Here is a 24,029-nt window from a genome sequence, read left to right as displayed (position 1 = left end):
TCCTGGGTGGACGAGAACCTGCGAGTCGCGGACCGGCACGCACCGACGATCGGGATCCTGCTGTGCGCGGGGCGCAACGACCACGTGGTGCGCTATTCGCTCGCGGGCACGACCGCTCCCTTGGCGGTTGCGAACTACACCTACGACACCCTGCCCGAACCCATCCGCGAACTTGTGCCTACCGACAGCGAACTCGCCGACGCGGTCGATGCGACCTGGGACGAGCTCACGACGGACCGCACCGACGGAGACAACCTGCAGACCTGACACCGTTCGTCGGCAACTCCAGGCCCGGTACGACTACTTCTCGTCGAGCGGTTTCGCTCCCAGCACGTCCTTGAGCAGTTCGATCGCGACTTCTTCAGGATCGCGGCGCGTCGACGGGTCGCCGGGCGTGGCGGCCTCGGCGAACATCTCCTCGACGTCCGCCTCCGTCATCTGCGACGGGTCGGGCGGCGGTGCGTCGTAGCCCGGGCCCGGATCGTCGGGAAGGTCGGGGGCTTCGGGCGGCGGGATGTCGTCGACGCTCTCCACGGACGGACGCGTGAACGTCGGGGCAGCCGACGGTGCGGCCGCCGGTCGCTGCGGCGCGGCGGGGGCTTCGGCGGGTGCGGGCGGCGCGGCATTCTTCGCCTGGCTCGGCCGGGAGAAACGCGGTTGACCCGCCGGGCGCGAATTCTTTTCGGGCGCCGGGGTTCTGGCAGGCGCCTCCGCAGCAGCGGATCCGTGGACGCAGGTGACCTCGAACTCTCCACCGAAGACCGCCTTCAGCGCATCGGCGATGACCGTGGCGTTGCGCGCGTCGGCGAGTCGCTTCGCGAGCGGAGCGGAGTCGTGCACGAGCACGACGCGGGTGCCGTCGACCGATCGGACGGTGGCGCCCGAGAGCATCACCTCGACGGTGCGGCTGCGTTCGCGGACCTTCGCGCGCACCTCCGACCACACGCCCCGCATCTGGGCTGCGTCGGGACCGCCTGCCGCGCGGGCGGGTTCGGGCTCGGGAGCAACCGGCTCCTCGGGGGCGGGCGGCGGAACCTCCTGCGCGGCAACCTCGTCGGGCACACTCTGCGGCTGTGGAGCCTCCGGGACGACGGGAGGTTGCGCGGCGGCGGGAGGCGGTGTCGGGGCAGGTGCCGGCTGGGCCGGTTCGGGCTGCACCGGTGCCTGCTGGGCAGGGGGTTGCTGGGCAGCTTCCGGCTGCGGCTGAGCAGTCTCGCGGGGCTGAGCAGTCTCGTTGGACGGTGCGGCAGGCGCCGCCTCCGCTGCCCGGCGCTGGGAGGGACGCTGGAAACGTGCCGCGGGTTCGTCGGGCGAGATGGGCGGTGCGGCAGGCGCGGCGGGGACTGCCACCGGCTTCGGCGCGACCCCTCCCGCCGGGGCTGCGACGATGCCCTGCTCGAGTCGTTCGAGGCGTTGCAGGACAGCGGTTTCCGCGTCGGACGCCGCGGGGAGCAGCATGCGCGCGCACATCACCTCGAGCAGCAGACGCGGCGACGTCGCACCGCGCATCTCGCCGAGCCCGGCGTGCACGATCTCGGCGTAGCGGGTGAGGGTGGCCGGGCCCAGGCGGGTCGCTTCGTCGCGCATCCGCTCGAGGACGTCGCCGGGTGCGTCGACGAGTCCGCGCTCGGCGGCGTCGGGGACGGACTTCATGAGGATGAGATCGCGGAGCCGTTCGAGAAGGTCGACGGCGAAGCGACGCGGGTCGTGCCCGGCGTCCATGACCTTCTCGACGGTGCCGAACAGCGCCGCGCCGTCGCCGGCCGCGAGCGAATCGACGGCCTCGTCGATGAGAGCGACGTCGGTGACGCCGAGCAGCGACAGGGCGCGCTCGTAGGTGACGCCCTCGGGGCCGGCACCGGCGAGGAGCTGGTCCATCACCGACAGCGAGTCGCGGGGGGGTCCACCGCCGGCACGGATGACCAGCGGATAGACCGCGTCCTCGACCGGCACGTTCTCCTGGCCGCAGATCTGCTCGAGCAGACCCCGCATCGCCGTGGGAGCGAGGAGCCGGAAGGGATAGTGGTGCGTGCGCGACCGGATGGTGGGCAGCACCTTCTCGGGCTCGGTGGTCGCGAAGACGAAGATGAGGTGCTCCGGCGGCTCCTCCACGATCTTGAGCAGGGCGTTGAAGCCCTGCGTGGTGACCATGTGCGCCTCGTCGATGATGAAGATGCGGTAGCGCGATTCGGCTGGAGCGTAGAACGCGCGGTCGCGGAGTTCGCGGGTGTCGTCGACACCGCCGTGGCTCGCGGCGTCGAGTTCGGTGACGTCGAGGTTGCCTCCACCGCCCGGGCCGAGCGACACGCACGACCGGCACGTTCCGCACGGAGTGGACGTGGGGCCGGTCTCGCAGTTGAGCGAGCGGGCGAGGATGCGCGCCGAGGACGTCTTGCCGCATCCACGAGGACCCGAGAACAGGTAGGCGTGGTTGATGCGGCCCGTGTCGAGCGCCGTGCTGAGGGGCACGGTGACGTGCTCCTGCCCCACCACCTCCGCGAAGGTCGCAGGTCGATACTTCCGGTACAGAGCCACGCGCCGAGCGTACCGGCGGCTCCCGACATGCACGGAGGTCGGTCCGTTGACATCTGTGGCCGAGACCACTGTTGCGTTAACGATATATCGAGATCTATCGTGACCGTATCGACATAGAAGGAGACGCACAGATGCGAACCCACGAACATCCCCGCGGCCGTCGCGGACACCACCCGCACGACGAACCCGGCTTCCGCCCGCACCGCGGTGGCGGCGGACGGGGACACGGCGGCCCGCGAGGAGGACGACGCGGCCGAGCACAGCGAGGCGACGTCCGCGCGGCCGTGCTGCGCCTGCTCGGCACCGAACCGATGCACGGCTACCAGCTCATGGAAGCGATCGCCGAACGGACAGGCGGCGCCTGGCGCCCCAGCCCCGGCGCGATCTACCCGACGATCTCCCAGCTCGAGGACGAAGGACTCGTCACCGTCGAGAAGGAGGGCGGACGCAAGCTCGTCTCACTGACGGATGCGGGCCGCACGTACATCGACGATCCGGAAAACGAGCTCCTCGACCCCTTCGCCGCTCACGATCCCGATTCCGACGCCCCCGACCTGCGACTCGCACTGCGCGAACTGCAGGTCGCGACGCGGTCGGTCGCGATGGGCGGTTCCGACGCCGAGGTCGCCGCGGCACACGCGGTCCTCACCGGAGCCAAGAAGTCGCTGTACCGGATCCTCGCCGGCGACATCGACACGTCCGATCAGGAGTGAAGGCTCAGCCGCGGGCGAAGAGGCGGATGCGCTGCTCGCGGCTGCGCTCGAGATGAGCACGCATGTGTTCGCGGGCCGCGGACTCGTTCCGCGCCCGCAAGGCGTCGAGGATCTGCGCGTGCTCCCGGTTGAGCAGATCGGGCTCGCCGTAGTTGGACGGCGGCCCGGAGTCGTAGATCCGCAGCTGGGTGGTCAGACGCACGAGCAATGTCGTGATCGTCGTGTTGTGCGCGGCCTGCCACAGCGCCTCGTGGAACCGGAAGTTCCCGATGCGCACCGCGCCGTCGTCGGTGGCTGAGCAGCACGAATCGTGCAGTCGCTCGAGCCGGGCCATGTCGAGATCGGTGTGCCGGATCGCCGCGGCGCCGGCCGCCTCGGATTCGAGCGCGACGCGCGCCGCATAGATCTCGATGACGTCCTCGGGGGTGCCCGAACGCCCCCGGAAGCCGCGACTGGCCCGTTCGAGCAGACCGTCGTGCGCGAGCCAGTTGAGCGCCTCGCGGATGGGGGTGCGGGACGCCCCGTAGGTCTCGCTGAGCTGGGTCTCGTGCAGAGCGGCGCCGCGTGGGAACTTCCCCGCGAGGATGTCCGAGCGCAGGCGCAGGTACTGCTTGGAGGTCTGGTCGTCGCGCCCGGTGGGCGATTCGACGAGAAGAGAGCTCTCCAGCTCGGCCGTCGCGTCCTGCTCGGTCATCTACACCCTCCGTAGGCATGCCGTTTACGTGCGCCGATTATGCCACCGTGGACTTACGAATACTTGCGTATACGTTATTCGTCGTTTAGCGTCGCTCCTCGAACACGACGAGAGGACCCAACGCGTGACCGAGGCGGCTTTCCGGGACGAACAGGTGCTGATCAGCGCCGAAGAGCTCGCGAGCGACCCCGGCGCCCACACGGTCCTGCACGCCACGGTCACCTTTCCGAAGCCCCGTTTCGACGGCGACTACCGTCCGGAATCCGGCTACGCGACCTGGCGCGCCGCGCACATCCCGGGCTCCGTCCACGCCGACCTGCTCGGCGGATTCAGCGCCCCCGGCACCGACCTGCACTTCTCCCGCCCCGCCCCGGACGACCTCGCGGCCGCCCTGACCGAACTCGGCGTGACCCCCGACACCGACCTCGTGATCTACGACGACGGCGGCATGACCTGGGCGTCCCGGCTGTGGTGGATGCTGCGCAACATCGGTGTCTCCGCCCGCGTCCTCGACGGCGGCTTCGCCCGCTGGACCGCGCTCGACCTGCCCGTAGAAACCGGCGACGCCGCCGAGCGCACTGCCACCACATCCCGGACCGGGCTGCCCGACCACGGCCTGTGGCGCGATCGCGACGACGTGCTCGCCGTGGTGTCCGGTGACGCACCGGGCACCCTCGTCTGTGCGCTCGACGCCGAGCAGTTCGCAGGCACCGCCACCACTCGTTACGCGCGCCGCGGGCACATCGGCGGGAGCCGGAACCTGCCGGCCAAGAGCCTGCTCGCCGACGGCGTCCTGCGGAGCACCGATCGGATCGCCGAGCTGGCCGAGCAGGCCCTCGCCGATACCTCCCGGCCCCTGATCCTCTACTGCGGTGGCGGCGTCTCGGCCTGTCTGGTGGCGCTCGCACTGGTCCGGACGGGCCACGACGACATCGCCGTCTACGACGGATCCCTCGAGGAGTGGACCGCCGACCCCGCACTCCCCGTGCGGACACTCGGAGAAGGGAAGGGCGACGCATGATGCGATGTCCGCGATCCTGACCGGCTTCGTCCCCTCCCCTCCTCCCGACAGGATCTCCCGTGACCACGACCCCCACCGTCGATGATCTCGCCGTCACCCTCGACGCCCTGCGCGCGCAGACGCCGCTGGTGCACTCGCTGACCAACATCGTCTCGGCCAACTTCCTCACCAACGTACTGCTCGCCGCAGGCGCCAGTAACGCGCACATCGACAACGCCCACGAGGCAGGCGATTTCGCGCGCATCGCCGGTGGAGTGCTCGTCAACCTCGGCACGCCCTTCGACGAGACCTCGGTGGCCTTCACCCGCGCGGCCGAGGCCGCGCACGACGCCGGCACCCCGTGGGTCCTCGATCCCGTGGGCGTGGGCGGACTGGCGTGGCGCACCTCGCTCGCCGCCGACCTGCTGAAGTTCCGTCCCACCGCGATCCGCGGCAACGCCTCCGAGATCATCGCGCTGGCCGGTCTGGGCGGTGACACGCGCGGCGTCGACAGCGCCGACGAGGCCGCTGCTGCCGTGCCTGCCGCGCTCGCGCTGCTCGACCGCGCGGACGCCGTGTCGGCCTCCGGTCCCGTCGACTACCTCGTCGGCCGCGACCGCGACGGCGGGATCGTCGGATTGCGCATCGCCGGTGGCAGCGCCATGTTGCCGCGCGTGACCTCCACCGGATGCTCCCTCGGTGGACTCGTCGCGGCCTATCTCGCGGTCGCGGAGACCCCTCTCGTCGGCCTCGCGGCCGCCCACACGCACGTCGCCGTGGCGTCCGAGATCGCCGAGGAGAACTCCACCGGCCCCGGCTCCTTCGCCGTCGCCTACCTCGACGCCCTGTTCGCCGTGGACGCCGGCACGCTGCGCGCCCGCGCCCGCGTCGAACCGTTCGAACTCCCCTCGAAGGACACGAAGTAATGCCCATCAAGACCTTCTGGTATCTCACCCAGGCCGACGGCGACTACCCCTGGAGTCCCGGCGGGTTGTACCCGGTGGACGGGCAGCGGCAGATCGAACTCGCGAAGACCATCGACGACGGCGGCTTCGAAGGTGCGCTCGTCGCGACCTGGCCGAACGACCCCTTCATCTCGGCGACCTGGGCTGCGGCGCACACCAGCCGGATGAAGTTCCTCGTCGCGATCTACGCGAACATGACGCCCGCGCGACTGCTCGCCGAGAAGGCCCTGACCTTCGACGCGTTCAGCGGCGGTCGCCTGATGATCAACTCGGTCAACGGCCGGGAGAACATCCTCACCAAGTACGACATGAACGTCGAGCACGACCGTCGGTACGAGCTCGGTGAGAAGTACTGGGCGGAGTTCCGGCGCATCTATGCCGAGGGCACCGCGTCGAACTTCCCCAACACCCCGCTGCGCATCGATGCTCCTGCGGACCACTCGGTCCCGCTGTGGGGAACGGGCGCCTCCCCCGCCGGTCTGCAGAACGCCGGCAAGGTGCTCGACGCCTACCTGATCATGCTGCGCGAGACCTCGTTCGTCACGGAGAAGTTCACCGCTGCACGCGAATCCGCTGCAACGGAGGGGCGCGAGTACACCGATTTCGGCGCTCTGTCCGGCGTCATCGTGCGTCCGAATCGGGACGAGGCACTCGAACGGTTCCGGTCGCTGTTCGAGAAGGCCGGCATCGAGCAGATCCAGGACGTGCTCGACCGGGCGGTGCGCCGCCGCACGCACGGCAAGCAGGATCTGAAGACCTTCACCGCGCGCGACGCGCAGCGGCAGGGCTGGGTCGACACCATCAACGCCGGCAAGCTGCCCGAACCCGAGGACCTGTATCTCGGCGACGGCCTCTACGCGGGCATCACCGCGTGGTCACCGCTGGACATCTTCGCCACGGGATCGTCGGCCGTCTACTACGTCGGCGACCCGGACGAGATCACCGGCCACGTGCGCACCCTGCGCGACGCGACCGGACCGACCTCCCTCATCCTCGCCGGATGGCCGCTCATCGACGAGGCGAAAAACGTTGCTGAACACCTGATTCCACGTTTCGAGAAGCTCTGACGGTAACGCGGGCGGGATCGGTCAGGGGGTGTCGACGAGACGGAACCCCGAGCCGATCCCGTCGCGCGCGTCGATCTCGGCGAGGATCCGGTCGGCCCGCTGGTAGGCGGCGAACCTCGTGTCGGGAACCTGCCGGTCGTCGGAGACCGCGGTCTGCGGGAACCGGTAACCCACCGACAGTCCCATCCATTCGCCCGTCTCGGTACGCACGAGCGGCCCGCCGGAATCGCCCGGTCGCATGAGCAGCGGCGAGGACATCAGGTTCCCGTCCACCCGCACATCGCCGGTCGCGCAGGCCACCGACGTGCTCCGCCCTGCCGCGCAATGTGTTCCGGCCGGCAGCTCGCCTTCGCCGAACGCCGCGACCGATTCGAGCACGACTCGCTCTCCCCGGTCGTTGGGCACCGACGTGTTCGATCCCCGCACGCGGGTCTCGTCGAGCAGGACCACCGCGTAGTCGGCAATCTCGTCGGTGGGGAATCCCAGCTGATCGACCGAACCCGTACTCGCGACGTCCGTTTCGGTTCCGATCGGCCCTCGGTGCTGCTCCTCGACCTTCCAGACGGGCGACGATCCCGTCTGGTAGCAGTGCCCCGCCGTGATCGCGACGAGCCGACCCGCGTCGTCGTGCCCGACCGCCGCCACCGAACACCAACCCGGTGTCGGCTCCGCGGAGAACACGATCCCGTCGCCGGGCCGGAGGACGACCCGGTCGTCTCCCCCGCCGGCCGAGGCCACGCCCACGGTTCCCCCGGCGAAGGCGACGGCGGCGCCGCACACCGCTGCGACGCGTCTCATGACTTCTTCGCTACCTTCATCGACTTCTTGAACTCGCGCACCTCGCGCAGCGACTGCTCGTCGACGACGTCGGCGATCGACCGGCGCGCATCCTCGTGCCCATAGTCGCCGGCGGCCTCGCGCCATCCCTCGGGCCGCACACCCATCTGCTTGCCGAGCAGCGCCAGGAAGATACGTGCCTTCTGGTCGCCGTAGCCCGGCAGCTTCTTCAGCCGCCGCAGCACTTCCTTGCCGTCCGGGTCGCCGGACGTCCACAGTGCGGAGGCGTCGCCGTCGTAGTCCTCGACGATCGCCGCGCACAGCGCCTGGATCCGCTGTCCCATCGACTTGGGGAACCGGTGGACGGCCGGTTGCTGCGCGCACACCGCGATGAACTCGTCGGGGTCGGCCGACGCGATGCGGTACACGTCGAGACCGCCGAGACGGTCGGCGAGCTTCTTCGGTCCCGCGAACGCGACCTCCATCGCCACCTGCTGGTCGAGCAGCATGCCGATGAGAAGCGCCAGCGGGTTCTCGGCCAGCAGTGCGTCGGCGTCGGGATCTCCGACCAGGTTCAGCGTCGAGGACATGCAGACGATCATGCCCTGCGCGTCAGGGGCGGCGCCACACGACCACCGCGATCACGATGCCCAGGGTGAGCGCGATCGACGTGGTCAGAGCATGCAGCCAGTGCGGGAACAGCGTCGGTTGCGAGGTGTCCGGAACGGCGGCCAGGGCGGCGAACAACGCCACGACGGCGATGACCGACGCCGCCGCGGACCAGCCCTTGGCCAAGCGGGTATGCCTCGCACCGCGCAACTCGGCACTGCGCAGCAGGGCGTGCTCGACGATGTCCACGGCCTCGGACAGTTCCGCGTCGAGTTCGGCCAACTCGTCGGCGACCCGGCCGGCCATGAGTGCTCGCAGCTGGGTGGGTTGCGTCCACGAGTGGAACCGGTCGTCGTGGATCGATTCCTTGCGCAGCAGGGCCCGTTCCATCCGGCGCGCCTGCATGATCGCGATGTCGTCGAGGACCGTGGCCAGCCGCTCGCCGCCGAGCCCGTCGGGGGGGCGCAGATGCTCCATGGTCGTCCAGTAGTCGGCGGAGGCCCGGGCCCGCACCGCCACCCACGGGATGAGCCCGTAGATCATCTCGCGGGTGCCGTGCCCGACATAGTCGCTGCCGAGGGCGGTGGCCTCGAGGTCGAACAGAACCGCACCGGAGTCCTCCCGCACGGCGATGGTGGCTCCCGGCTGCACGGGCCGGTCCACCAGCGGAACCCGGTCCCACTTCCACAACACACCCCAGGACCGTGCCGCCGCGCGGGCCTCCGGTCCGATGCGCGGGCCGTCGACGAGCGAGCGGACGCGTTCGCCGCCGCTCGAGACCACTTCCACGACCATGCCCTCGGCGACCTCGCGATCGCCGACTCCCCGGTGGCGGTGGACGACGAGTTCGTGCAGGGGCTGATAGGTCGTCGGCGCACACAACCGCCTGTTCAGTCCGGGAAACACGTCGTTCAGGCAGGCGTCGGCGGTCAGTTCGAAGGGCGCGAGGAACTCGCCGAGCACCGGGCGCAGACCGGCGCCGTCGCGGTCCTGCAGCGGGTCGCTGCGCCAGTCGACGAGCGGCGACCCGTGGTCCGACAGCGATTCCAACGCCAGGACGAGACCGTGGCCGGGGACATCCCACAGCGACACGCACGTCGCGGGGTGTCCCACATACGGTCGGGTCGTGTCCGGCGCCTCACGCAGCGACCCCGTCGACGCACCGAACGAGATCTCCGGTCGTGTCGGGTCGACGACGTGCCGGAACGCGAGCAGGCACGGCGGACGCACACCGTGGTCCGTCTCGGGCTGCTCGGCGATGCGTGCCGGCAGGAAGGGCTCCACCTTCTCGACGGGTGGGACCCGCGGGGGCGTCTCGGGCGCCGCCTCGATGTCGAGCGCCAGTAGGAACACCTTCAGTACACCGAGACACCCCGTGACAGATCCGACGGCCGATACGCCGACTCCGGAATTCACGAGAGCGCGGTTTTCCATCACACTCACCACTTCCGAACCCGCCGCACGGTATGCGGCGACCCTGACCAGCGAGTATGTCAGGTCGGTAGGGGAAAGCAAGTCGCGGTGACGGCGGGCACCGAGAATGCCCCGACCAGGACCGATCCGAGTTGTCCACCGCCCGTCCACGTGTTGTGCACAACTTTATCCACAGGCTGGGAACAAACTCACACCCGGAGTGCAGATTCTTGTCGGCGGAGGTACGCAACAAAGAATCGAGGCTCGCAACGCCGGCAGTGACTGCCGATGTTGCGAGCCTCGTCCTCGCGTTGCGTACCTACCCACGCACTACTTGTCGGCGAGCGCCTTCTCCGCTGCGGCCAGCAGCACGCAGGTCGCGACACCGTCCATGGCCTTCTCGAGCTCACCGAGCGAAGGGAAGCTCGGTGCGAGGCGGATGTTCTTGTCCTCGGGGTCCTTCTTGTACGGGAACGCCGAACCGGCACCCGTCAGCGCGATCCCCGCCTCCTTCGCCAGGGCGATGACGCGGGCCGCCGTGCCCTCGACGACATCGAGGCTGATGAAGTAGCCGCCCTCGGGCTCGGTCCACGACGCGACCTTCGACGTGCCGAGACGCTCCTCGAGGATGCGGCGCACGAGCGCGAACTTCGGCGCGAGGATCTCGCGGTGCGTGGCCATGTGGGCACGCACACCGTCGGCGTCGCGGAAGAAGCGCAGGTGACGCAGCTGGTTGACCTTGTCGGGACCGATGGTCTTGATGCCCAGGTACTTCTGGTACCAGGTGAGGTTCTCGGTGGAGCTGCCGAAGAAGCTCACGCCCGAACCGGCGAAGGTGATCTTCGAGGTGGACGCCAGCGCGAACACGCGGTTCGGGTGACCGGCCTGCGCGGCCAGACCGAGGATGTCGATCGCGGGCGCGAGGTGCTCGGTGAGCGGGTGCACCGCGTAGGCATTGTCCCAGAAGATGCGGAAGTCGGGAGCGGCCGTCGGTATCGACACCAACTCGCGGGCGACCTCCTCGGAGTACACCGCGCCGGTGGGGTTCGAGTAGGTCGGCACAGCCCACATGCCCTTGATCTGCGGGTCGTTCGCGACGAGATCGGCGATGAACCGCACGTCGGGGCCGTCCTCGCGCAGCGGCACGGGGATCATCTCGATGCCGAGCGACTCGGTGATCGCGAAGTGCCGGTCGTAGCCGGGCGCCGGGCACAGGAACTTGACGACCGACTCCTGCGACCACGGGCGCGGCGAGTCGACGGTGCCGTGCAGCAACGACCAGACGACGAGATCGTGCATGATCTCGAGGCTCGCGTTATTTCCTGCGACGAGGTTCTCGACCGGGATGTTCAGCAGCTCGGCGAAGATCGCGCGCAGCTCGGGCAGGCCGGTGAGGCCGCCGTAGTTGCGGGTGTCGGTGCCGCTGCCGTCGCGGAAGTCGTCGGCACCCGGCAGCGACAGCAACTCCGCGGAGAGGTCGAGCTGCTCGGGCGAGGGCTTGCCGCGGGTCAGGTCCAGCGTCAGCTTCTCCGACTTCAACCGTTCGTAGTTGGCGGACTGGCGCTCGTGCTCTGCAACGAGTTCCTCATGGCTCATCAACCCGTACTGGGTCTGCGTAGGCATGCGGAGGGACCTTTCACCGTGCACGGTGACACGGGCATCGGCGGAAATTAAGAGGACCCCGCGCACCCGGCAGAGCCCGTTGACCCTTGCTGCCTTCCGGCCCTGGGGGAGTTCACAGGATGCGCGCCGCGCGGGATCCATCGGCAAGTGTAGAGGAACGAGCGCCTCGGCGGCGAACCCGCCCCCGCAGCACCCCTGGAATCAGGGTGCGACGTGCCCGTTTGGCAAGTTGGGGTCTCCATTCGGTATGCTTCCCCACGGAGGATTCGCCTAGTGGCCTATGGCGCTCGCCTGGAACGCGGGTTGGGTTAACGCCCTCAGGGGTTCAAATCCCCTATCCTCCGCCACGGAACCCCGTGGGGCGCACAGCGTCCCACGGGGTTTCTGCTTTTCCGGTCCCCCTGTTCGCGTACCGGGCCGATCTCGGGCACGATGCGTCTCGTGACCGCGGACGACAATTTCCCGCTCGGCGGCGACGCCGACCACGAGCAGGCTTCGGTCTGGGTGGAGATGCTGGACCGGGAGATCGACGAGGTGTCCGCAGCCATCGAGAAGACCGAACAGAAGGCCCTCGCCGAACACCGGGTGGGGGCCGTGGACCGGGCGCGCCGGTTCGACGCCGAGGTCGAGCGGCTGGGCGCCCAGCTCCGCGAGCTGCACCGCATGCGCCGCAATCTCACCCACCGCTTCAGCTGACCGAGAGATCACGGCGGTGTGTGCTACTCGCAGGCGACGCCGTCCCCGTCACCGTCCATCTTCGGCCGGTAGCCGGGCTCTCCCACATACAGCGGTGCGGCTCCCGCGGCCCGGGCCGCCGCGCAGTTCTTGTAATACACCTCCGCCGGAGCAGGGGCCGGCTCGGCGGGGGCGGGCGCAGGGACAGGGGCAGGAGCCGGCGAGGGTGCCGGCGCAGGTGCGGGCGCCTGGCGCGTCGTCGTGGTGGGCGCGGGTGCAGCTGCGGGAGCCCCACCTCCGCATTCGGTGAGGACCCGCGCCATCGCGTCGTGCTCGGCCTGCGTCACCCACAGGCCGTAGATCGCCTTGACCTCGATCTGCCGCGCGACATACGTGCAGCGGTACGCGCGGTTCGGCGGCAGCCAGGTGGCGGCGTCGCCGTCGCTCTTCTGCTGGTTGGTCGGCCCGTCCACGGCCTGGAGGTTGCGCGGGTCGTTGGCGAAATCGGCCCGGGTGCCCGCGTCGAGTTGCTGCGCGCCCTTCTGCCACGCGTCCGACAACGCGACGACGTGGTCGATCTGCACCGCGGTCGAGGTGTCCTGCCCGCGGGTGAACGCGATCGTCGTACCGGTGTACAAGTCGTTCAGGGTTCCCGACGCGACGACGCAGTCGCGGGTACCGGGCCGGTAGACGATATCGACGAGGTCGCGTCGCAGGATGTCGTTGCGGGTGTCGCAGCCGTTGCCCCCGAACTCCACCGACACGTCGTCGCTCCACGCCTGGCCGAACAGGTCGCGGCTGTACCCGGTCTTGGGCGCGCGCCCCTTGATCGGCAGGGTCGCCAGCCGGGCCAGGGCCTCCGACGAATCCGCCGACGCTGCCGGGTTCGGTGCGGTCGTCGAGGTGGAGCGCGTCGTGGTGGGGGACGGTGTCGTCGTGGGGGTTTCGGAGCTCGGCACCGGGGACTGTTCGGAAGTCGCCGCCGGAGCGACGGAAGTGTCCTCGGTGGTCGAATCACAACCGGTGAGGGTCAGACCCGCGACCGTCGCGACGACGAGCAGGGACAGCCGGGACGACAAGCGGGGCAAGGACATCGAGGGAACTCCTGAGAACGACGGCGCCGGACGGCTCCCCTTGTCCATCGCGCCCACGACGCCCGGTCGTTACACCACGTAAGCATCCGGGAGCCGACGTGGTCGGCATCCCGGAGGGAACGGTTCCTACTATCGTCTGGTGGTCGGTTACGGCAGGCAGTTGCAGGGACTCGCGATCGCGCTGTCCTCTCTCGCAGGGTTCATCGATGCCCTCGGGTTCATCACCCTGGGCGGTGTGTTCGTGTCGTTCATGAGCGGCAACTCCACGCGCTTCGCGGTCGGCACGGCCGACGGTGCGTGGCAGACGGTGGCGCTCATCGGCGGTGTGCTCGCGCTGTTTGTGCTCGGAGTGATTCTCGGCAGCGTAGTGGCGGAACTGACCGACCGAGACCGGCGGACCCGCAAGATCGCGGTCCTCGCAACCGTGACGGTGTTGCTGACGGTCGCCGCCGCGGCCGTCCTGGTGGACTGGACGCCGGTCGCCGTGATCGCGATGACCTTGGCCATGGGAACGGAGAACTCGGTGTTCCGGCGGCTCGGGGAGACGACCGTCGCCCTGACCTACATGACGGGTGCGCTGGTCAAGATCGGGCAGCGGATCGCGGCGGCGTTCTTCGGTGGTCCGCGCTGGAGCTGGCTGCCCTATCTGGGCCTGTGGGGCGGCCTGGTGACGGGCGCCGTTCTCGGCGCGCTCGCCCACCGGGTGCTGGGGCTGCACGCCCTGTGGATCGCAGCGGCGTTCGCAGCCGCGCTCACGGTGTCGGTCCGTTTCCTCTCAGATCGCGAGCTCACCGACGGGGTGTGATTCCCGCCTCCCCGTACGTTCGTATGGTGGAGAGCTCGGCTACGGTGCTCCCCATGCGCACGCGCCCCTACATCACCACCAGCCCCACCAGGCTTGCTGCGGCCCTGCTCGACGTGGCCGCACGCAACGGTCTCGACGCGGCGAGTGTGCGGGAGGTGGCCAACGAGGCAGGGGTCTCGATCGGGGCGGTGCAGCACCATTTCCCAACCAAGGACGAGATGCTCGCGTACTCGTTCCGCACGCTCTCGGACCGGGTGCTGAACCGGCTGACGAACGTCGATCCCGACATCGATCCGGCGCGCACCCTGTTCTCCGCGCTCAGCCAGCTGCTCCCCCTCGACGAGGAACGTGGCAGCGAGGTGCACGTGATGTCGGCGTTCGCCGTGCGGGCGGTCACCTCCCCCACGCTGAGCGCCATCCGCACCGCCACCCTGTTCACGATCCGCACGGGCATAGCGCGCGTATTGATCCGCGCCGGTACACCCGACCCGGAGACCCGGGCCGCTCTGCTGCTCTCGGCCGCGAACGGGCTCGCACTCGACGCGGCGGCGAGCCCCGAGCTCTACCCGCGCGAGTATCTGACCCACGCTCTGCACGCCCAGGTCCAGCTCGTCCTCGACGGCGCCGACGCGCACTGACCCGCGCCCCGGAATCCGGGACGCGGGTCGGTGATTGCAGTCGGACCGTCCTGTCAGTGGGCCGACCAGCCGCCGTCCATCGTGTACGACGCGCCGGTGACCATCCCGGCTTCGTCGGAGGCCAGCCACGACACGAGCGAGGCCACCTCCTCCGGCTCGACCAGCCGGGTCACCGCCTGATCGGTGAGCAACACATCCGAGAGCACGCGATCCTCCGGGATGTCGTGCGCGCGGGCCTGTTCCGAGATCTGCTTCTCCACCAGCGGGGTGCGGACGTAACCCGGATTGACGCAGTTGCTCGTCACGCCACGGGGACCGCCTTCGAGCGCGACGACCTTGGAGAACCCCTCGAGGCCGTGCTTGGCGGTGACGTACCCGGCCTTGAACGCCGACGCCCGCAGCCCATGGACCGACGAGATGTTCACGATCCGGCCGAAGCCCCGCTCGTACATGCCGGGCAGCGCGGCCTTCACGAGCAGGAAGGGCGCCTCGACCATGAGCGTCTGGATGCGGCGGAAGTCGGCGAGGGCGAAGTCCTCCACCGGCCGCACCACCTGGATGCCGGCGTTGTTGACGAGGATGTCGACGTCGAGGCGGAGACCGTCGAGGCCGTCGGTGTCGAGCAGGTCGACACCCCACGCCTCTCCCCCGATCTCGTGGGCGAGCGTCTTCGCGGCGACCTCGTCGACGTCGGCGACGGTCACGCGGACTCCCTGCCGGGCGAGGGCGCGGGCGCAGGCCGCCCCGATCCCGCCGACACCACCGGTCACGAGTGCGGTGCGGGCCCTCATGCCGAGATCCTGGCGTTCTCGGCGGCCTTCTTCTGGGCGACCGTTTCCGCGTCCGCGGCGTCGATGTCGCGCAGCGAGATGCCCTTCGTCTCCCGGGCCACGATCACCGCGACGATCGTGATCAGCGACGAGCCGAGCAGATAGAAGGAGATCGGGACCGACGACTCGAAGCGGCTGAGCAGACTCGCGGCGATGATCGGGGCGAGCGACCCTGCGACGATCGAGGTGACCTGGTAGCCGAGGGAGACGCCCGAGTAGCGCATGCGGGTCGGGAACATCTCCGCCATGATCGCCGGCTGCCCCGCATACATGAACGAGTGGAAGACGAGTCCGATGACGATCGCCGAGATGATCCACGCACTGTTGCCGGTGTCCATCATCGGGAAGGCGAGGAAGCCCCAGGCACCGGCGGTGACGGCACCGATCATGTAGACGGGACGGCGTCCCAGCGTGTCCGACAGTCGTCCGACCATCGGGATGATCACGAAGTGCACGGCGTGCGCGGCGAGCATCCACCACAGGATGTGGCTGGTGTCGGCACCGACGACGATCTTCAGATAGGTGATCGAGAAGGTGACGACGAGGTAGTACATGACGTTCTCGGCGAACCGCAGGCCCATGGCCGTGAACACGCCGCGCGGGTAGCGCTCGAGCACCTCGAAGACGTTGAACGACGTCTCCTTCAGCTTGTCGGCCTCCTGCTGCGCCTCGAGGAAGATCGGGGCGTCGGTGACCTTGGTGCGGATGTAGTAGCCGATCAGCACGATGACGGCCGAGAGCCAGAACGCGACTCGCCAGCCCCACGACAGGAAGGCCGATTCGGGCAACGTGGTGGTGAGGACGAGCAGGACGATCGTCGCGAGGAGATTGCCCATCGGCACACCGGCCTGCGGCCACGACGACCAGAATCCGCGCGAGCGATTGGGGCTGTGTTCGGCGACCAGCAGTACCGCGCCGCCCCACTCGCCGCCGACCGCGAAGCCCTGGATGAACCGGAGCGTCACGAGCAGTGCCGGCGCCCAGTACCCGATGGCACCGAAGGTCGGCAGGCAGCCCATCAGGAAGGTCGCGACGCCGACCATGATGATGCTGGTCTGCAGCAGCTGCTTGCGTCCGAACCGGTCACCGAAGTGGCCGAAGACGATCCCACCGAGCGGCCGGGCGACGAAGCCCACGGCGTAGGTGACGAACGCCGCGATGATCGCGTCGAGTTCGTTGCCGCCGTCGGGGAAGAAGACTTTGGCGAAGACGAGGGTCGCGGCGGTGCCGTAGAGGAAGAACTCGTACCACTCGACGACGGTGCCCGCCATGGACGCACCGACGACCCTGCGCAATGCCGACGGTGAACTCTCCGGTCCATCCGTTCGTGCCTGTTCGACGCTCATGCCTGCACCCTCCCGGGACGCTGTGTGACGGGGAACACTTCCAAACACATATGCCGAGTATCGGTACGCACATTTGCATCCACAATGACGCGATTCGCAGATGCGATCTGCAAAACTGCACACATGAGCGTGCCCTCGGCCGATGACCTCCTCGTCCTGCTCGCCGTCGGGCGCAGTGGCAGGGTCACCAGCGCCGCCGACGACCTGGGCGTCAACCACACCACGATCTCCCGGCGGATCGCTGCGCTCGAGCGCAGCCTCGGCGGTCGCGTGCTCACGCGGTCGGCGGCGGGATGGGAACTGACCGACCGCGGTCGCGAGGCGCTCGAGGCCGCCGAACGCATCGAGGCCGCGGTCGGAAGTCTGCGGAACCCCCGGGGTGAGCGCCGCCTCGAGGGCGTCGTGCGTATCTCCGCCACCGACGGCTTCAGCGCCTACATCGCCGCCCCGGCCGGCGCGCTCGTGCGGCAACGCCATCCGGGTATCTCCGTCGAGATCGTCGCGACCACCCGTCGCGCCTCACAGCAGCGGTCCGGCATGGACATCGAGGTGGTCGTGGGACGCCCGCAGGTGCATCGGGCCGAAGCGCACCGTCTCGCCGACTACAACCTGGGCCTGTATGCCTCGCGCGATTATCTCGCCACGCACGGCTCCCCGTCGTCGGTCCGCGACCTGCGTGAGCACACCCTCGTGTACTTCATCGATTCGATGCTGCAGGTCGACGATCTCGACGTCGCGCGGCGCATCGCCCCCGACATGCAGGATTCGATCAGCTCGACGAACGTGTTCGTGCACGTCGAAGCGACCCGCGCCGCCGGAGGACTCGGTCTGCTGCCGTGCTTCATGGCCGATCGGCACCCCGATCTCGTCCGGGTCCTGCCCGGCGAGGTCGAGGCGCGTCTGGCCTACTGGCTCCTCGCACGCTCGGAGACGCTGCGGCAGCCGGAGGTCGCGGCCGCGGTCGCGGCGATCCGGGAGGTCGTGCACGCCCAGCGAGCGGTACTCCTGGGGGTCGCTCGATAGAGTGCACGGGTGTCACTTTCGGACGAGGACGAAGCAGGAGCGGGTCGCTTCGCACCGAGTCCCTCCGGCGACCTGCACTTGGGCAATCTGCGCACCGCCGTCCTGGCGTGGTTGTTCGCGCGGTCGACCAACCGTCGGTTCCTGGTCCGCGTCGAGGATCTCGACCGGGTGCGTCCCGGCGCGGAGCAACGCCAGCTCGCGGATCTCGCGGCGATCGGTCTCGACTGGGACGGCCGGGTGGTCCACCAGTCCCGCCGCCGGCGCCTGTACGACGAGGCGATCGCGCGGCTCGAGCAGGCCGGTCTGACCTACGAGTGCTACTGCACCCGACGCGAGATCCTCGAGGCCACCTCCGCACCCCACGCCCCTGCGGGCGCCTATCCGGGCACCTGCCGCAACCTCACCGACGAGCAGCGGGCCGAGCGCCGGGCCTCCGGCCGCGCCCCGGCGATCCGGTTGCGGGCGACCGAGGAGTGGTTCACCGTCCACGACCTGCTGCACGGAGATTTCACGGGCATCGTCGACGATCTCGTGTTGCGCCGCAACGACGGAACCCCCGCGTACAACCTCGCAGTGGTGGTGGACGACGCCGACCAGGGCATCGATCAGGTGGTACGCGGAGACGACCTGCTCACTTCCGCGCCCCGGCAGGCCTGTCTCGCACACCTTCTCGGACTGTCGGAACCCGTCTACGCGCACGTGCCGCTCGCGCTCGGCAAGGAGGGTAAGCGACTGGCCAAACGGGACGGCGCGGTGACACTGGCCGATCAGCTCGCGCTCGGTCACACGGCCGCCGACGTGCTGGGCACGATCGCCGTGTCGCTGCGACTCGCCGACCCCGGCGAGCCCGTGTCGCCGGAACTGTTGCTGGACCGCTGGAATCCCGTGAGACTCCCCCGCGATCCGTGGGTGTTCACCCCGTCGGAGGAAGGCATCCGATAGGACACGATGCGGACATAGCGGATGCGGACCCGAGGTGATGTCCGTACTCTCTCGGAAGTGTCCGATCCCGGAGACGAGAGGCAGCCATGACCACCGGTGGTTACGACCCGAATCAGGATCCGAAGAACCCGGGTGGTTATCCGCCACCCGGAAGCTATCCGCCGCCCTCGGGCGGTGGCACTCCCCCGCCGGGTGGGAACTATCCGCCGCCCGGCAACTACCCCCCTCCGGGGAACTACCCCCCGCCCTCGGGTGGCAACTACCCGCCGCCGGGTGGGTCCTACCCGCCGCCGGGGAACTATCCGCCTCCCCCGTCGGGTGGTGACTACCCGCCCCCCCCGGGTGCGTACGGCGCCGGGAGCTTCGGTGGTCCGCCTCCGAATCAGCTGAATGTCGGCGACGCGATCTCCTACGGCTGGTCGAAGTTCAGCGGTAACGCCGGCGTGTGGATCGTCTTCATGCTCGCCGCGTTCGTCATCCAGGGCCTGATCAGCGGCATCTTCAACGGGTTCGACTTCACCGGTGAGGCGACGGACTTCACCTTCCTGAGCGCCATCGGCAGCATCGTCTCGGCGATCGTCGGATACCTGATCCAGGCCGCCTTCGTGCGCGGTGCGCTGGCCGAAACCGACGGGCAGCGCCCCGCTTTCGGGACGTTCCTCCAGATCGGCCCGATCGGTGCGGTCATCCTCGCAGGTCTGCTCGTGGGCATCGGCACGTCGATCGGTCTCGTGCTGTGCATCCTCCCGGGCCTGGTGTTCGCGTTCTTCGCGTGGTGGACGATGCAGTTCGTCATCGATCGCAATCAGGATGCCGTCACCGCGATCAAGTCGAGCTTCAATGCCGTCAAATCGAATGCGGGAACGCTGGTGTTGCTCGCCCTCGCACTGCTCGGCATCAATCTCCTCGGTGCCCTGTTGTGCCTGATCGGCCTGCTGGTCACCGTGCCGGTGTCGATCATCGCCGTCACGTACGCCTACCGGGTCACCACGGGTGGTCCCGTAGCGGCCTGACACAACCCCGGCGGGACCCTCCCGTCGCATCCGTAGGCATATCTACCGACGCGCCACGGCACGCTGTACCGTGGCGCGTTGCCATGCCGATCGCGACAAGGGAGACATAAGTGACCACTGGTGGCTATCCACCCCCTCAGCAGGATCCTCGGGCGACGGGCGGTCATCCCGGCGCCCCCTCGTACGGCGCCACCCCGCCCGATTACACCCAGCAGTTCCCGCAGTACGGCGCGCCCCAGAACGGTGGCCCCCAGTACGGCGCTCCTCAGTACGGAACCCCGCAGAACGGAACGCCCCAATTCGGTGCGCCCCAGTTCGGCGCTCCTCAGTACGGTGCACCCCCGTACGGGGCGCCGCAGGATGGTGGGTTCGGCGGCCCGGGATTCCCCGGCCCGGATCCGAATTTCGGTGCCGGCACCCGGGGGGAACTGCTCCCGCGTCTCGGCGCCCGCATCATCGACGGCCTCATCGTTGGTATCCCCATGGGGATCCTGAGCGCGATCATGATCCTCGCGAGCGGTGGAAGCGGTTTCGTGGACTTCTTCATGACGGTCGTCAGCGGTGTCGTCGCCTTCGGCTACTGGACGTACATGGAGTCCGCTCGGGGCGCGACGATCGGCAAGAAGCTCCTCGGCTTGTCGGTCGCCGGCCCTGCCGGTGGTAACCCCACCCTCGAGCAGGCCGCCAAGCGCAACGCCTTCGTCGCGCTGCAGATCCTCACCGGCGTCCCGCTGCTGGGCTTCCTCGCCGGTCTGCTGTCGCTCGCCGCATACATCGGTATCGCGGTCACCATCGAGCAGGACGGCAACAAGCAGGGTTTCCACGACAAGTTCGCCGGCGGCACCCGGGTACGTAAGTCCTGATCTCCCGTGCGCTCCGGGTCCCGTCCTCGTCAGGACGGGACCCGTTCGTCGCATATGGGGTGTTCGCGCACGTACAGACGGTCCGCAACTTCGTGATCACCCCGCGGAGATGCTTGGATGTCCGGGTGACCGAGCACGGATCGAACACCTCCCCCGCCCTCTTCGACCACGCCGCCTTCGCGCGCGTGGGACGCAGCCCGTACACGGGGATCGTCGTGCTGTTCACCGCGGTGCTGATGATCTCCAACATCTCCGCGACGAAGGGCATCGCGTTCTTCACCGGCTCCGAACTCACCGTCGGGCCGCTGCAGATCCTGCCGATCATCACCGACGGCGGGTTCTTCCTGTTCCCCCTCGCCTACATCCTCGGCGACGTGCTCAGCGAGGTGTACGGCTTCGCGGCCACCCGCCGCGCCGTCTTCTACGGCTTCGGGGCGGTCGCGCTGTCCGCGCTGTGCTTCTGGATCACGCAGCAGCTGCCCCCGGCCGACTTCTACGCCGGTCAGGAGTCCTTCGAGAACGTCCTCGGTGTGGTGCCCCGGATGTTGATCGCCGGGCTCGCCGGGTACGCGGTCGGGCAGTTGCTCAACTCGTACGTGCTCGTCCGCATCAAGGAACGCACCCGGGAGAAGCACCTGTGGGCGCGGCTGATCGGGTCGACCGTCGTCGGCGAGTTCGCCGACACCCTCATCTTCTGCTCGATCGCCGCAGGGGCCATCGGCATCACGACCTGGGCCGACTTCGTCAACTTCGTGATCGTCGGGTTCCTGTGGAAGACGCTGGTCGAGATCGTCGTGCTCCCGGTGACCTACCGCGTGATCGCGTACGTCAAGAAGCGCGAACCCTCCTACGCCTGACGACTCACGCCCTGACGACTCAGGCCCGACGCCGGCTCGCGTAGAACCGGCCGAGCGTCTCGGCCTTGAACTCGGCAAGCGTGCCGTTCTCCATGTTCGCCCGGATGTCGTCGACGAGGCGCACCGTGAACCGTTCGTTGTGGATCGTGCACAACGTCGAGGCGAGCATCTCCTTCGCCTTGAACAGATGGTGGATGTACGCGCGCGTGTAGTTCCGGCAGGTGTAGCAGTCGCAGTTCTCGTCGATCGGCGTGAAGTCGCGCCGGTGACGGCTGGTGTTGATGTTGAACCGGCCGTCGGGGTGGTAGATCGCGGCGTTGCGCGCGACCCGCGACGGATTGACGCAGTCGAAGGTGTCGACGCCGTGCTCGACCGCGACGAAGATGTCGTCGGGTTCGCTGATGCCCAACAGGTGTCGCGGCTTGTGCTCGGGCAGCTCCTCGGTGCACCACCGCACGATCGTGCCGAGATTGTGCTTCTCGAGCGCACCGCCGATGCCGTACCCGTCGAATCCGCGGCCGGTCTCGCCGACGATGGACTCGAGGCCCCGGCAGGCCTGTCGTCGCAGGTCCTCGTACTGCGCGCCCTGCACGACGCCGAACAACGCCTGGTAGGGGCGGCGAGCGCGTTCGGCGGTGAGCTTCTCGTGCTCGGCGATGCACCGCACCGCCCACGCCTGGGTCCGTTCGAGGGAGCGTTCCTGGTAGCCGCGGGTGTTCATGAGGGTCGTGAGCTCATCGAAGGCGAACATGATGTCGGCGCCGAGCTCGTGCTGGATACGCATCGACACCTCGGGGGTGAACCGGTGCCGCGACCCGTCGAGGTGCGATTTGAAGGTCCCCCCGTCGTCGTCGACGGGGGCGAGCCGCTCCTTGCCCTTGGCGATGACGTCGTCGTTCTGGACACCGACGGACTCCATCGCGATGACCTTCTTGAACCCGGCTCCGAGCGACATGACCTGGAAGCCGCCGCTGTCGGTGAAGGTCGGACCGGGCCAGTTCATGAACTTCCCGAGCCCGCCGGCCTCGTCGACGATGTCGGAGCCGGGCTGCAGGTAGAGGTGGTAGGCGTTGGCGAGCAGCGCCTGCGAGCCGAGCTCGGCCATCGTCTCGGGCAGCACCGCCTTGACGGTCGCCTTCGTGCCCACCGGGACGAAGGCCGGGGTGCGGATGTCTCCGTGCGGGGTGTGGATCGTGCCCGTGCGGCCGAGTCCGTTGTCGAGACGCGCTCCGACCGTGAAGAAGGGATCGGGCGGGGTCGGAATGCTGGAATCGGTCACTTCCGTATCCAATCACGTCGGGAAGGTGCGGCCTTCTCGCGGCGGCGGACGGAGATCGCGAACACGGCGACACCGGCGAGCGCCAGCAGCACACCGACCGCGGCGGGAGCGGTGTAGCCGAACCCGGCCGCGATCACGACCCCGCCGATCCACGCACCGAACGCGTTGGCCAGGTTGAACGCGGCGTGGTGCAGCGACGCCGCGAGCGTCTGGGCGTCCTCGGCGACGTCCATCAACCGCACCTGCAGGGCCGGGCCCACCGCGGCGCATCCGACACCCAGGCCGAAGACCATCACGAAGGCGGTCCACGGGTTGTGGGCTGCGGCGACGAACAGCGCGAGCAGCACCGCGAGCGAGGTGATCGACGCGTAGACGCCGGGGATAACACCGCGGTCGGCGACGCGACCACCGATGGCATTGCCGACGACCATGCCCACGCCGAAGAGCATCAGCGCGACCGGCACCAGCGATCTCGACACTCCGGCGACGTCGGTCAGCGTGGTGCTGATGTAGGTGTACACCGCGAACACACCACCGAAGCCGATGACGGCCACGGCGAGCGTGAGCCAGACGGTGCTGCTCTTCAACGCCCCGAGTTCGACCCGCACGCTGGTCGTCGGTATCGACAGTGTCGGCACCCAGGCGGCGAGAGCGACGACGGTGGCCACTCCGATCACCGCGACCAGCACGAACGCCGCGCGCCAGCCCAGCGCCATGCCGAGCCACGAGGCAGCGGGCACCCCGACGACGTTCGCCACCGACAGCCCCATCATCACCAGCGACACCGCCCGCGCGCGGCGACCGGGTCCGGCGAGGTGCGCCGCGACCAGTGCGGCGACCCCGAAGTACGCGCCGTGCGGCAGGCCGGCGACGAAGCGGGAGACGACGAGCAGACCGTAGCTCGGGGCCAGCACCGTGGCGGCGTTCCCGAGGGTGAATGCGACCATCAGCGCGACCAGCAGTGTCTTGCGCGGCACGCGGGCGGCGATCGTCGCGATGAGCGGGGCACCGACGACGACACCGGCCGCGTAGGCGGAGACGACGTGGCCCGCGGTGGGTTCGGAGACCCCGATGCTCGTCGCGATCTCGGGGAGCAACCCCATGGCGACGAACTCGGTGGTTCCGATCCCGAACCCACCGAGGGCGAGCGCCCACATCACGAGCGTGCGCGCGGGATGTCCGGAGTCGGTGTGGGCAGGATCGTCGAGTGGGCGGCCGGAAGCCGTGGTGGTCATCGGTGAGGAAACCTTCGATCTGTCGAGGGTCCC

General features: G+C 69.0%; 24 protein-coding genes, 1 tRNA gene and 1 other RNA gene. 14 read left to right on the top strand and 12 right to left on the bottom strand.

What is annotated here, in order from left to right; translation table 11 throughout:
- Positions 1-6 precede the first annotated feature (6 nt).
- Positions 7-267, top strand: coding sequence for a PDDEXK nuclease domain-containing protein (locus tag IM25_RS26715; protein WP_144376968.1), 261 nt, complete (start codon positions 7-9; stop codon positions 265-267).
- A 33-nt stretch (positions 268-300) separates the two neighbouring features.
- On the opposite strand, the gene IM25_RS07935 is transcribed toward IM25_RS26715, so the two are convergent.
- Positions 301-2,535 (bottom strand): DNA polymerase III subunit gamma and tau, encoded by a 2,235-nt coding sequence (locus IM25_RS07935; RefSeq protein ID WP_065996496.1) that lies wholly within the window; start codon positions 2,533-2,535, stop codon positions 301-303.
- Between the two features lie 131 nt (positions 2,536-2,666).
- Here IM25_RS07935 and IM25_RS07930 point away from each other — a divergent pair, with 131 nt between their 5' ends.
- Positions 2,667-3,248: a PadR family transcriptional regulator gene (locus tag IM25_RS07930; RefSeq protein ID WP_157126943.1), complete on the top strand. Its 582-nt coding sequence runs from the start codon at positions 2,667-2,669 to the stop codon at positions 3,246-3,248.
- 4 nt (positions 3,249-3,252) lie between these two features.
- Here the strand turns inward: IM25_RS07930 and IM25_RS07925 are convergent, their stop codons facing one another.
- Positions 3,253-3,942, bottom strand: a complete 690-nt coding sequence (locus IM25_RS07925; RefSeq protein WP_065995933.1) for a GntR family transcriptional regulator — start codon at positions 3,940-3,942, stop codon at positions 3,253-3,255.
- Between the two features lie 124 nt (positions 3,943-4,066).
- On the opposite strand from IM25_RS07925, the gene IM25_RS07920 reads away from it, so the two are divergent.
- The 3 genes from IM25_RS07920 to IM25_RS07910 are packed head-to-tail and all read left to right on the top strand — an operon-like array spanning position 4,067 to position 6,974.
- Positions 4,067-4,963 (top strand): sulfurtransferase, encoded by an 897-nt coding sequence (locus IM25_RS07920; RefSeq protein ID WP_033097937.1) that lies wholly within the window; start codon positions 4,067-4,069, stop codon positions 4,961-4,963.
- Positions 4,964-5,022: 59 nt separating this feature from the next.
- The gene (thiM, locus tag IM25_RS07915) at positions 5,023-5,868 is read left to right on the top strand and encodes a hydroxyethylthiazole kinase (RefSeq protein WP_006552501.1); all 846 of its coding nucleotides are present in this window, start codon (positions 5,023-5,025) and stop codon (positions 5,866-5,868) included.
- Positions 5,868-6,974 (top strand): LLM class flavin-dependent oxidoreductase, encoded by a 1,107-nt coding sequence (locus IM25_RS07910; protein WP_065995932.1) that lies wholly within the window; start codon positions 5,868-5,870, stop codon positions 6,972-6,974. Before thiM ends, IM25_RS07910 begins: the two co-directional genes overlap by 1 nt.
- 21 nt (positions 6,975-6,995) lie before the next feature.
- Here the strand turns inward: IM25_RS07910 and IM25_RS07905 are convergent, their stop codons facing one another.
- The 5 genes from IM25_RS07905 to ffs form a co-directional block, all read right to left on the bottom strand.
- Positions 6,996-7,772, bottom strand: a complete 777-nt coding sequence (locus IM25_RS07905) for a trypsin-like peptidase domain-containing protein (RefSeq protein WP_006552503.1) — start codon at positions 7,770-7,772, stop codon at positions 6,996-6,998.
- The gene (locus IM25_RS07900) at positions 7,769-8,341 is read right to left on the bottom strand and encodes an HhH-GPD-type base excision DNA repair protein (RefSeq protein WP_033097970.1); all 573 of its coding nucleotides are present in this window, start codon (positions 8,339-8,341) and stop codon (positions 7,769-7,771) included. The genes IM25_RS07905 and IM25_RS07900 overlap by 4 nt, the downstream gene beginning before the upstream one ends.
- A gap of 22 nt (positions 8,342-8,363) precedes the next feature.
- Positions 8,364-9,794 carry a hypothetical protein gene (locus tag IM25_RS07895; RefSeq protein ID WP_065995931.1) on the bottom strand — a complete coding sequence of 477 codons (1,431 nt, stop codon included), beginning with the start codon at positions 9,792-9,794 and terminating at the stop codon, positions 8,364-8,366.
- Between the two features lie 309 nt (positions 9,795-10,103).
- Positions 10,104-11,396 carry an aminotransferase class I/II-fold pyridoxal phosphate-dependent enzyme gene (locus IM25_RS07890; protein WP_033097939.1) on the bottom strand — a complete coding sequence of 431 codons (1,293 nt, stop codon included), beginning with the start codon at positions 11,394-11,396 and terminating at the stop codon, positions 10,104-10,106.
- Between the two features lie 47 nt (positions 11,397-11,443).
- Positions 11,444-11,538: signal recognition particle sRNA small type (gene ffs, locus IM25_RS07885), an RNA gene on the bottom strand.
- A 117-nt stretch (positions 11,539-11,655) separates the two neighbouring features.
- Here ffs and IM25_RS07880 point away from each other — a divergent pair.
- Both IM25_RS07880 and IM25_RS07875 read left to right on the top strand, forming a co-directional pair.
- Positions 11,656-11,743: transfer RNA gene (locus IM25_RS07880), tRNA-Ser, on the top strand.
- A gap of 85 nt (positions 11,744-11,828) precedes the next feature.
- Positions 11,829-12,092 (top strand): hypothetical protein, encoded by a 264-nt coding sequence (locus IM25_RS07875; protein ID WP_006552507.1) that lies wholly within the window; start codon positions 11,829-11,831, stop codon positions 12,090-12,092.
- Positions 12,093-12,115: 23 nt separating this feature from the next.
- Here the strand turns inward: IM25_RS07875 and IM25_RS07870 are convergent, their stop codons facing one another.
- Positions 12,116-13,165, bottom strand: a complete 1,050-nt coding sequence (locus IM25_RS07870) for a GmrSD restriction endonuclease domain-containing protein (RefSeq protein WP_033097940.1) — start codon at positions 13,163-13,165, stop codon at positions 12,116-12,118.
- 139 nt (positions 13,166-13,304) lie between these two features.
- On the opposite strand from IM25_RS07870, the gene IM25_RS07865 reads away from it, so the two are divergent.
- Both IM25_RS07865 and IM25_RS07860 read left to right on the top strand, forming a co-directional pair.
- Entirely contained in the window at positions 13,305-13,970 is a 666-nt protein-coding gene (locus IM25_RS07865) for a YoaK family protein (RefSeq protein WP_019290292.1), read from the top strand.
- A gap of 53 nt (positions 13,971-14,023) precedes the next feature.
- On the top strand, positions 14,024-14,608 hold the full coding sequence (locus IM25_RS07860; protein WP_024102753.1) for a TetR/AcrR family transcriptional regulator: 585 nt from the start codon (positions 14,024-14,026) through the stop codon (positions 14,606-14,608).
- Positions 14,609-14,661: 53 nt separating this feature from the next.
- Here the strand turns inward: IM25_RS07860 and IM25_RS07855 are convergent, their stop codons facing one another.
- Together IM25_RS07855 and IM25_RS07850 are read right to left on the bottom strand one after the other, a co-directional pair.
- Positions 14,662-15,399: a 3-hydroxybutyrate dehydrogenase gene (locus IM25_RS07855; RefSeq protein WP_006552511.1), complete on the bottom strand. Its 738-nt coding sequence runs from the start codon at positions 15,397-15,399 to the stop codon at positions 14,662-14,664.
- The gene (locus tag IM25_RS07850) at positions 15,396-16,784 is read right to left on the bottom strand and encodes an MFS transporter (RefSeq protein ID WP_033097941.1); all 1,389 of its coding nucleotides are present in this window, start codon (positions 16,782-16,784) and stop codon (positions 15,396-15,398) included. The genes IM25_RS07855 and IM25_RS07850 overlap by 4 nt, the downstream gene beginning before the upstream one ends.
- Positions 16,785-16,907: 123 nt before the next feature.
- On the opposite strand from IM25_RS07850, the gene IM25_RS07845 reads away from it, so the two are divergent.
- From IM25_RS07845 to IM25_RS07825, 5 genes are all read left to right on the top strand, one after another.
- Complete coding sequence (locus IM25_RS07845; protein WP_065996495.1) at positions 16,908-17,807, top strand: LysR family transcriptional regulator; 900 nt, start codon at positions 16,908-16,910, stop codon at positions 17,805-17,807.
- Between the two features lie 9 nt (positions 17,808-17,816).
- Positions 17,817-18,749, top strand: a complete 933-nt coding sequence (gene gluQRS, locus IM25_RS07840; protein WP_033097942.1) for a tRNA glutamyl-Q(34) synthetase GluQRS — start codon at positions 17,817-17,819, stop codon at positions 18,747-18,749.
- Positions 18,750-18,835: 86 nt separating this feature from the next.
- The gene (locus IM25_RS07835; protein ID WP_006552514.1) at positions 18,836-19,762 is read left to right on the top strand and encodes a hypothetical protein; all 927 of its coding nucleotides are present in this window, start codon (positions 18,836-18,838) and stop codon (positions 19,760-19,762) included.
- 110 nt (positions 19,763-19,872) lie between these two features.
- Positions 19,873-20,625, top strand: coding sequence for an RDD family protein (locus IM25_RS07830; protein ID WP_065995930.1), 753 nt, complete (start codon positions 19,873-19,875; stop codon positions 20,623-20,625).
- A gap of 125 nt (positions 20,626-20,750) precedes the next feature.
- Positions 20,751-21,482, top strand: coding sequence for a queuosine precursor transporter (locus IM25_RS07825; protein WP_033097971.1), 732 nt, complete (start codon positions 20,751-20,753; stop codon positions 21,480-21,482).
- A gap of 19 nt (positions 21,483-21,501) precedes the next feature.
- Here IM25_RS07825 and tgt read toward each other — a convergent pair whose 3' ends face one another.
- Together tgt and IM25_RS07815 are read right to left on the bottom strand one after the other, a co-directional pair.
- Positions 21,502-22,761: a tRNA guanosine(34) transglycosylase Tgt gene (gene tgt, locus IM25_RS07820; protein WP_198162547.1), complete on the bottom strand. Its 1,260-nt coding sequence runs from the start codon at positions 22,759-22,761 to the stop codon at positions 21,502-21,504.
- Positions 22,758-23,996 carry an MFS transporter gene (locus tag IM25_RS07815; RefSeq protein ID WP_033097943.1) on the bottom strand — a complete coding sequence of 413 codons (1,239 nt, stop codon included), beginning with the start codon at positions 23,994-23,996 and terminating at the stop codon, positions 22,758-22,760. Before IM25_RS07815 ends, tgt begins: the two co-directional genes overlap by 4 nt.
- Positions 23,997-24,029: the final 33 nt, after the last annotated feature.

Origin of the sequence: Rhodococcus sp. p52, assembly GCF_000763325.2 — a bacterium.
Lineage (GTDB): Bacteria > Actinomycetota > Actinomycetes > Mycobacteriales > Mycobacteriaceae > Rhodococcus > Rhodococcus pyridinivorans.
Note: the sequence above shows the minus strand (reverse complement) of the source record. Positions and strands in the feature narration are given on the sequence as shown.

Coding starts and splice junctions, on each gene's coding strand:
- IM25_RS07835 (WP_006552514.1), top strand. CDS start 18,836: ATGACCACCGGTGGTTACGACCCGAATCAGGATCCGAAGAACCCGGGT.
- IM25_RS07895 (WP_065995931.1), bottom strand. CDS start 9,794: ATGGAAAACCGCGCTCTCGTGAATTCCGGAGTCGGCGTATCGGCCGTC.
- IM25_RS07860 (WP_024102753.1), top strand. CDS start 14,024: ATGCGCACGCGCCCCTACATCACCACCAGCCCCACCAGGCTTGCTGCG.
- IM25_RS07905 (WP_006552503.1), bottom strand. CDS start 7,772: ATGAGACGCGTCGCAGCGGTGTGCGGCGCCGCCGTCGCCTTCGCCGGG.
- IM25_RS07925 (WP_065995933.1), bottom strand. CDS start 3,942: ATGACCGAGCAGGACGCGACGGCCGAGCTGGAGAGCTCTCTTCTCGTC.
- IM25_RS07850 (WP_033097941.1), bottom strand. CDS start 16,784: ATGAGCGTCGAACAGGCACGAACGGATGGACCGGAGAGTTCACCGTCG.
- IM25_RS07815 (WP_033097943.1), bottom strand. CDS start 23,996: ATGACCACCACGGCTTCCGGCCGCCCACTCGACGATCCTGCCCACACC.
- IM25_RS07875 (WP_006552507.1), top strand. CDS start 11,829: ATGCGTCTCGTGACCGCGGACGACAATTTCCCGCTCGGCGGCGACGCC.
- IM25_RS07930 (WP_157126943.1), top strand. CDS start 2,667: ATGCGAACCCACGAACATCCCCGCGGCCGTCGCGGACACCACCCGCAC.
- IM25_RS07900 (WP_033097970.1), bottom strand. CDS start 8,341: ATGTCCTCGACGCTGAACCTGGTCGGAGATCCCGACGCCGACGCACTG.
- IM25_RS07855 (WP_006552511.1), bottom strand. CDS start 15,399: ATGAGGGCCCGCACCGCACTCGTGACCGGTGGTGTCGGCGGGATCGGG.
- IM25_RS07845 (WP_065996495.1), top strand. CDS start 16,908: ATGAGCGTGCCCTCGGCCGATGACCTCCTCGTCCTGCTCGCCGTCGGG.
- IM25_RS07910 (WP_065995932.1), top strand. CDS start 5,868: ATGCCCATCAAGACCTTCTGGTATCTCACCCAGGCCGACGGCGACTAC.
- IM25_RS07890 (WP_033097939.1), bottom strand. CDS start 11,396: ATGCCTACGCAGACCCAGTACGGGTTGATGAGCCATGAGGAACTCGTT.
- IM25_RS07870 (WP_033097940.1), bottom strand. CDS start 13,165: ATGTCCTTGCCCCGCTTGTCGTCCCGGCTGTCCCTGCTCGTCGTCGCG.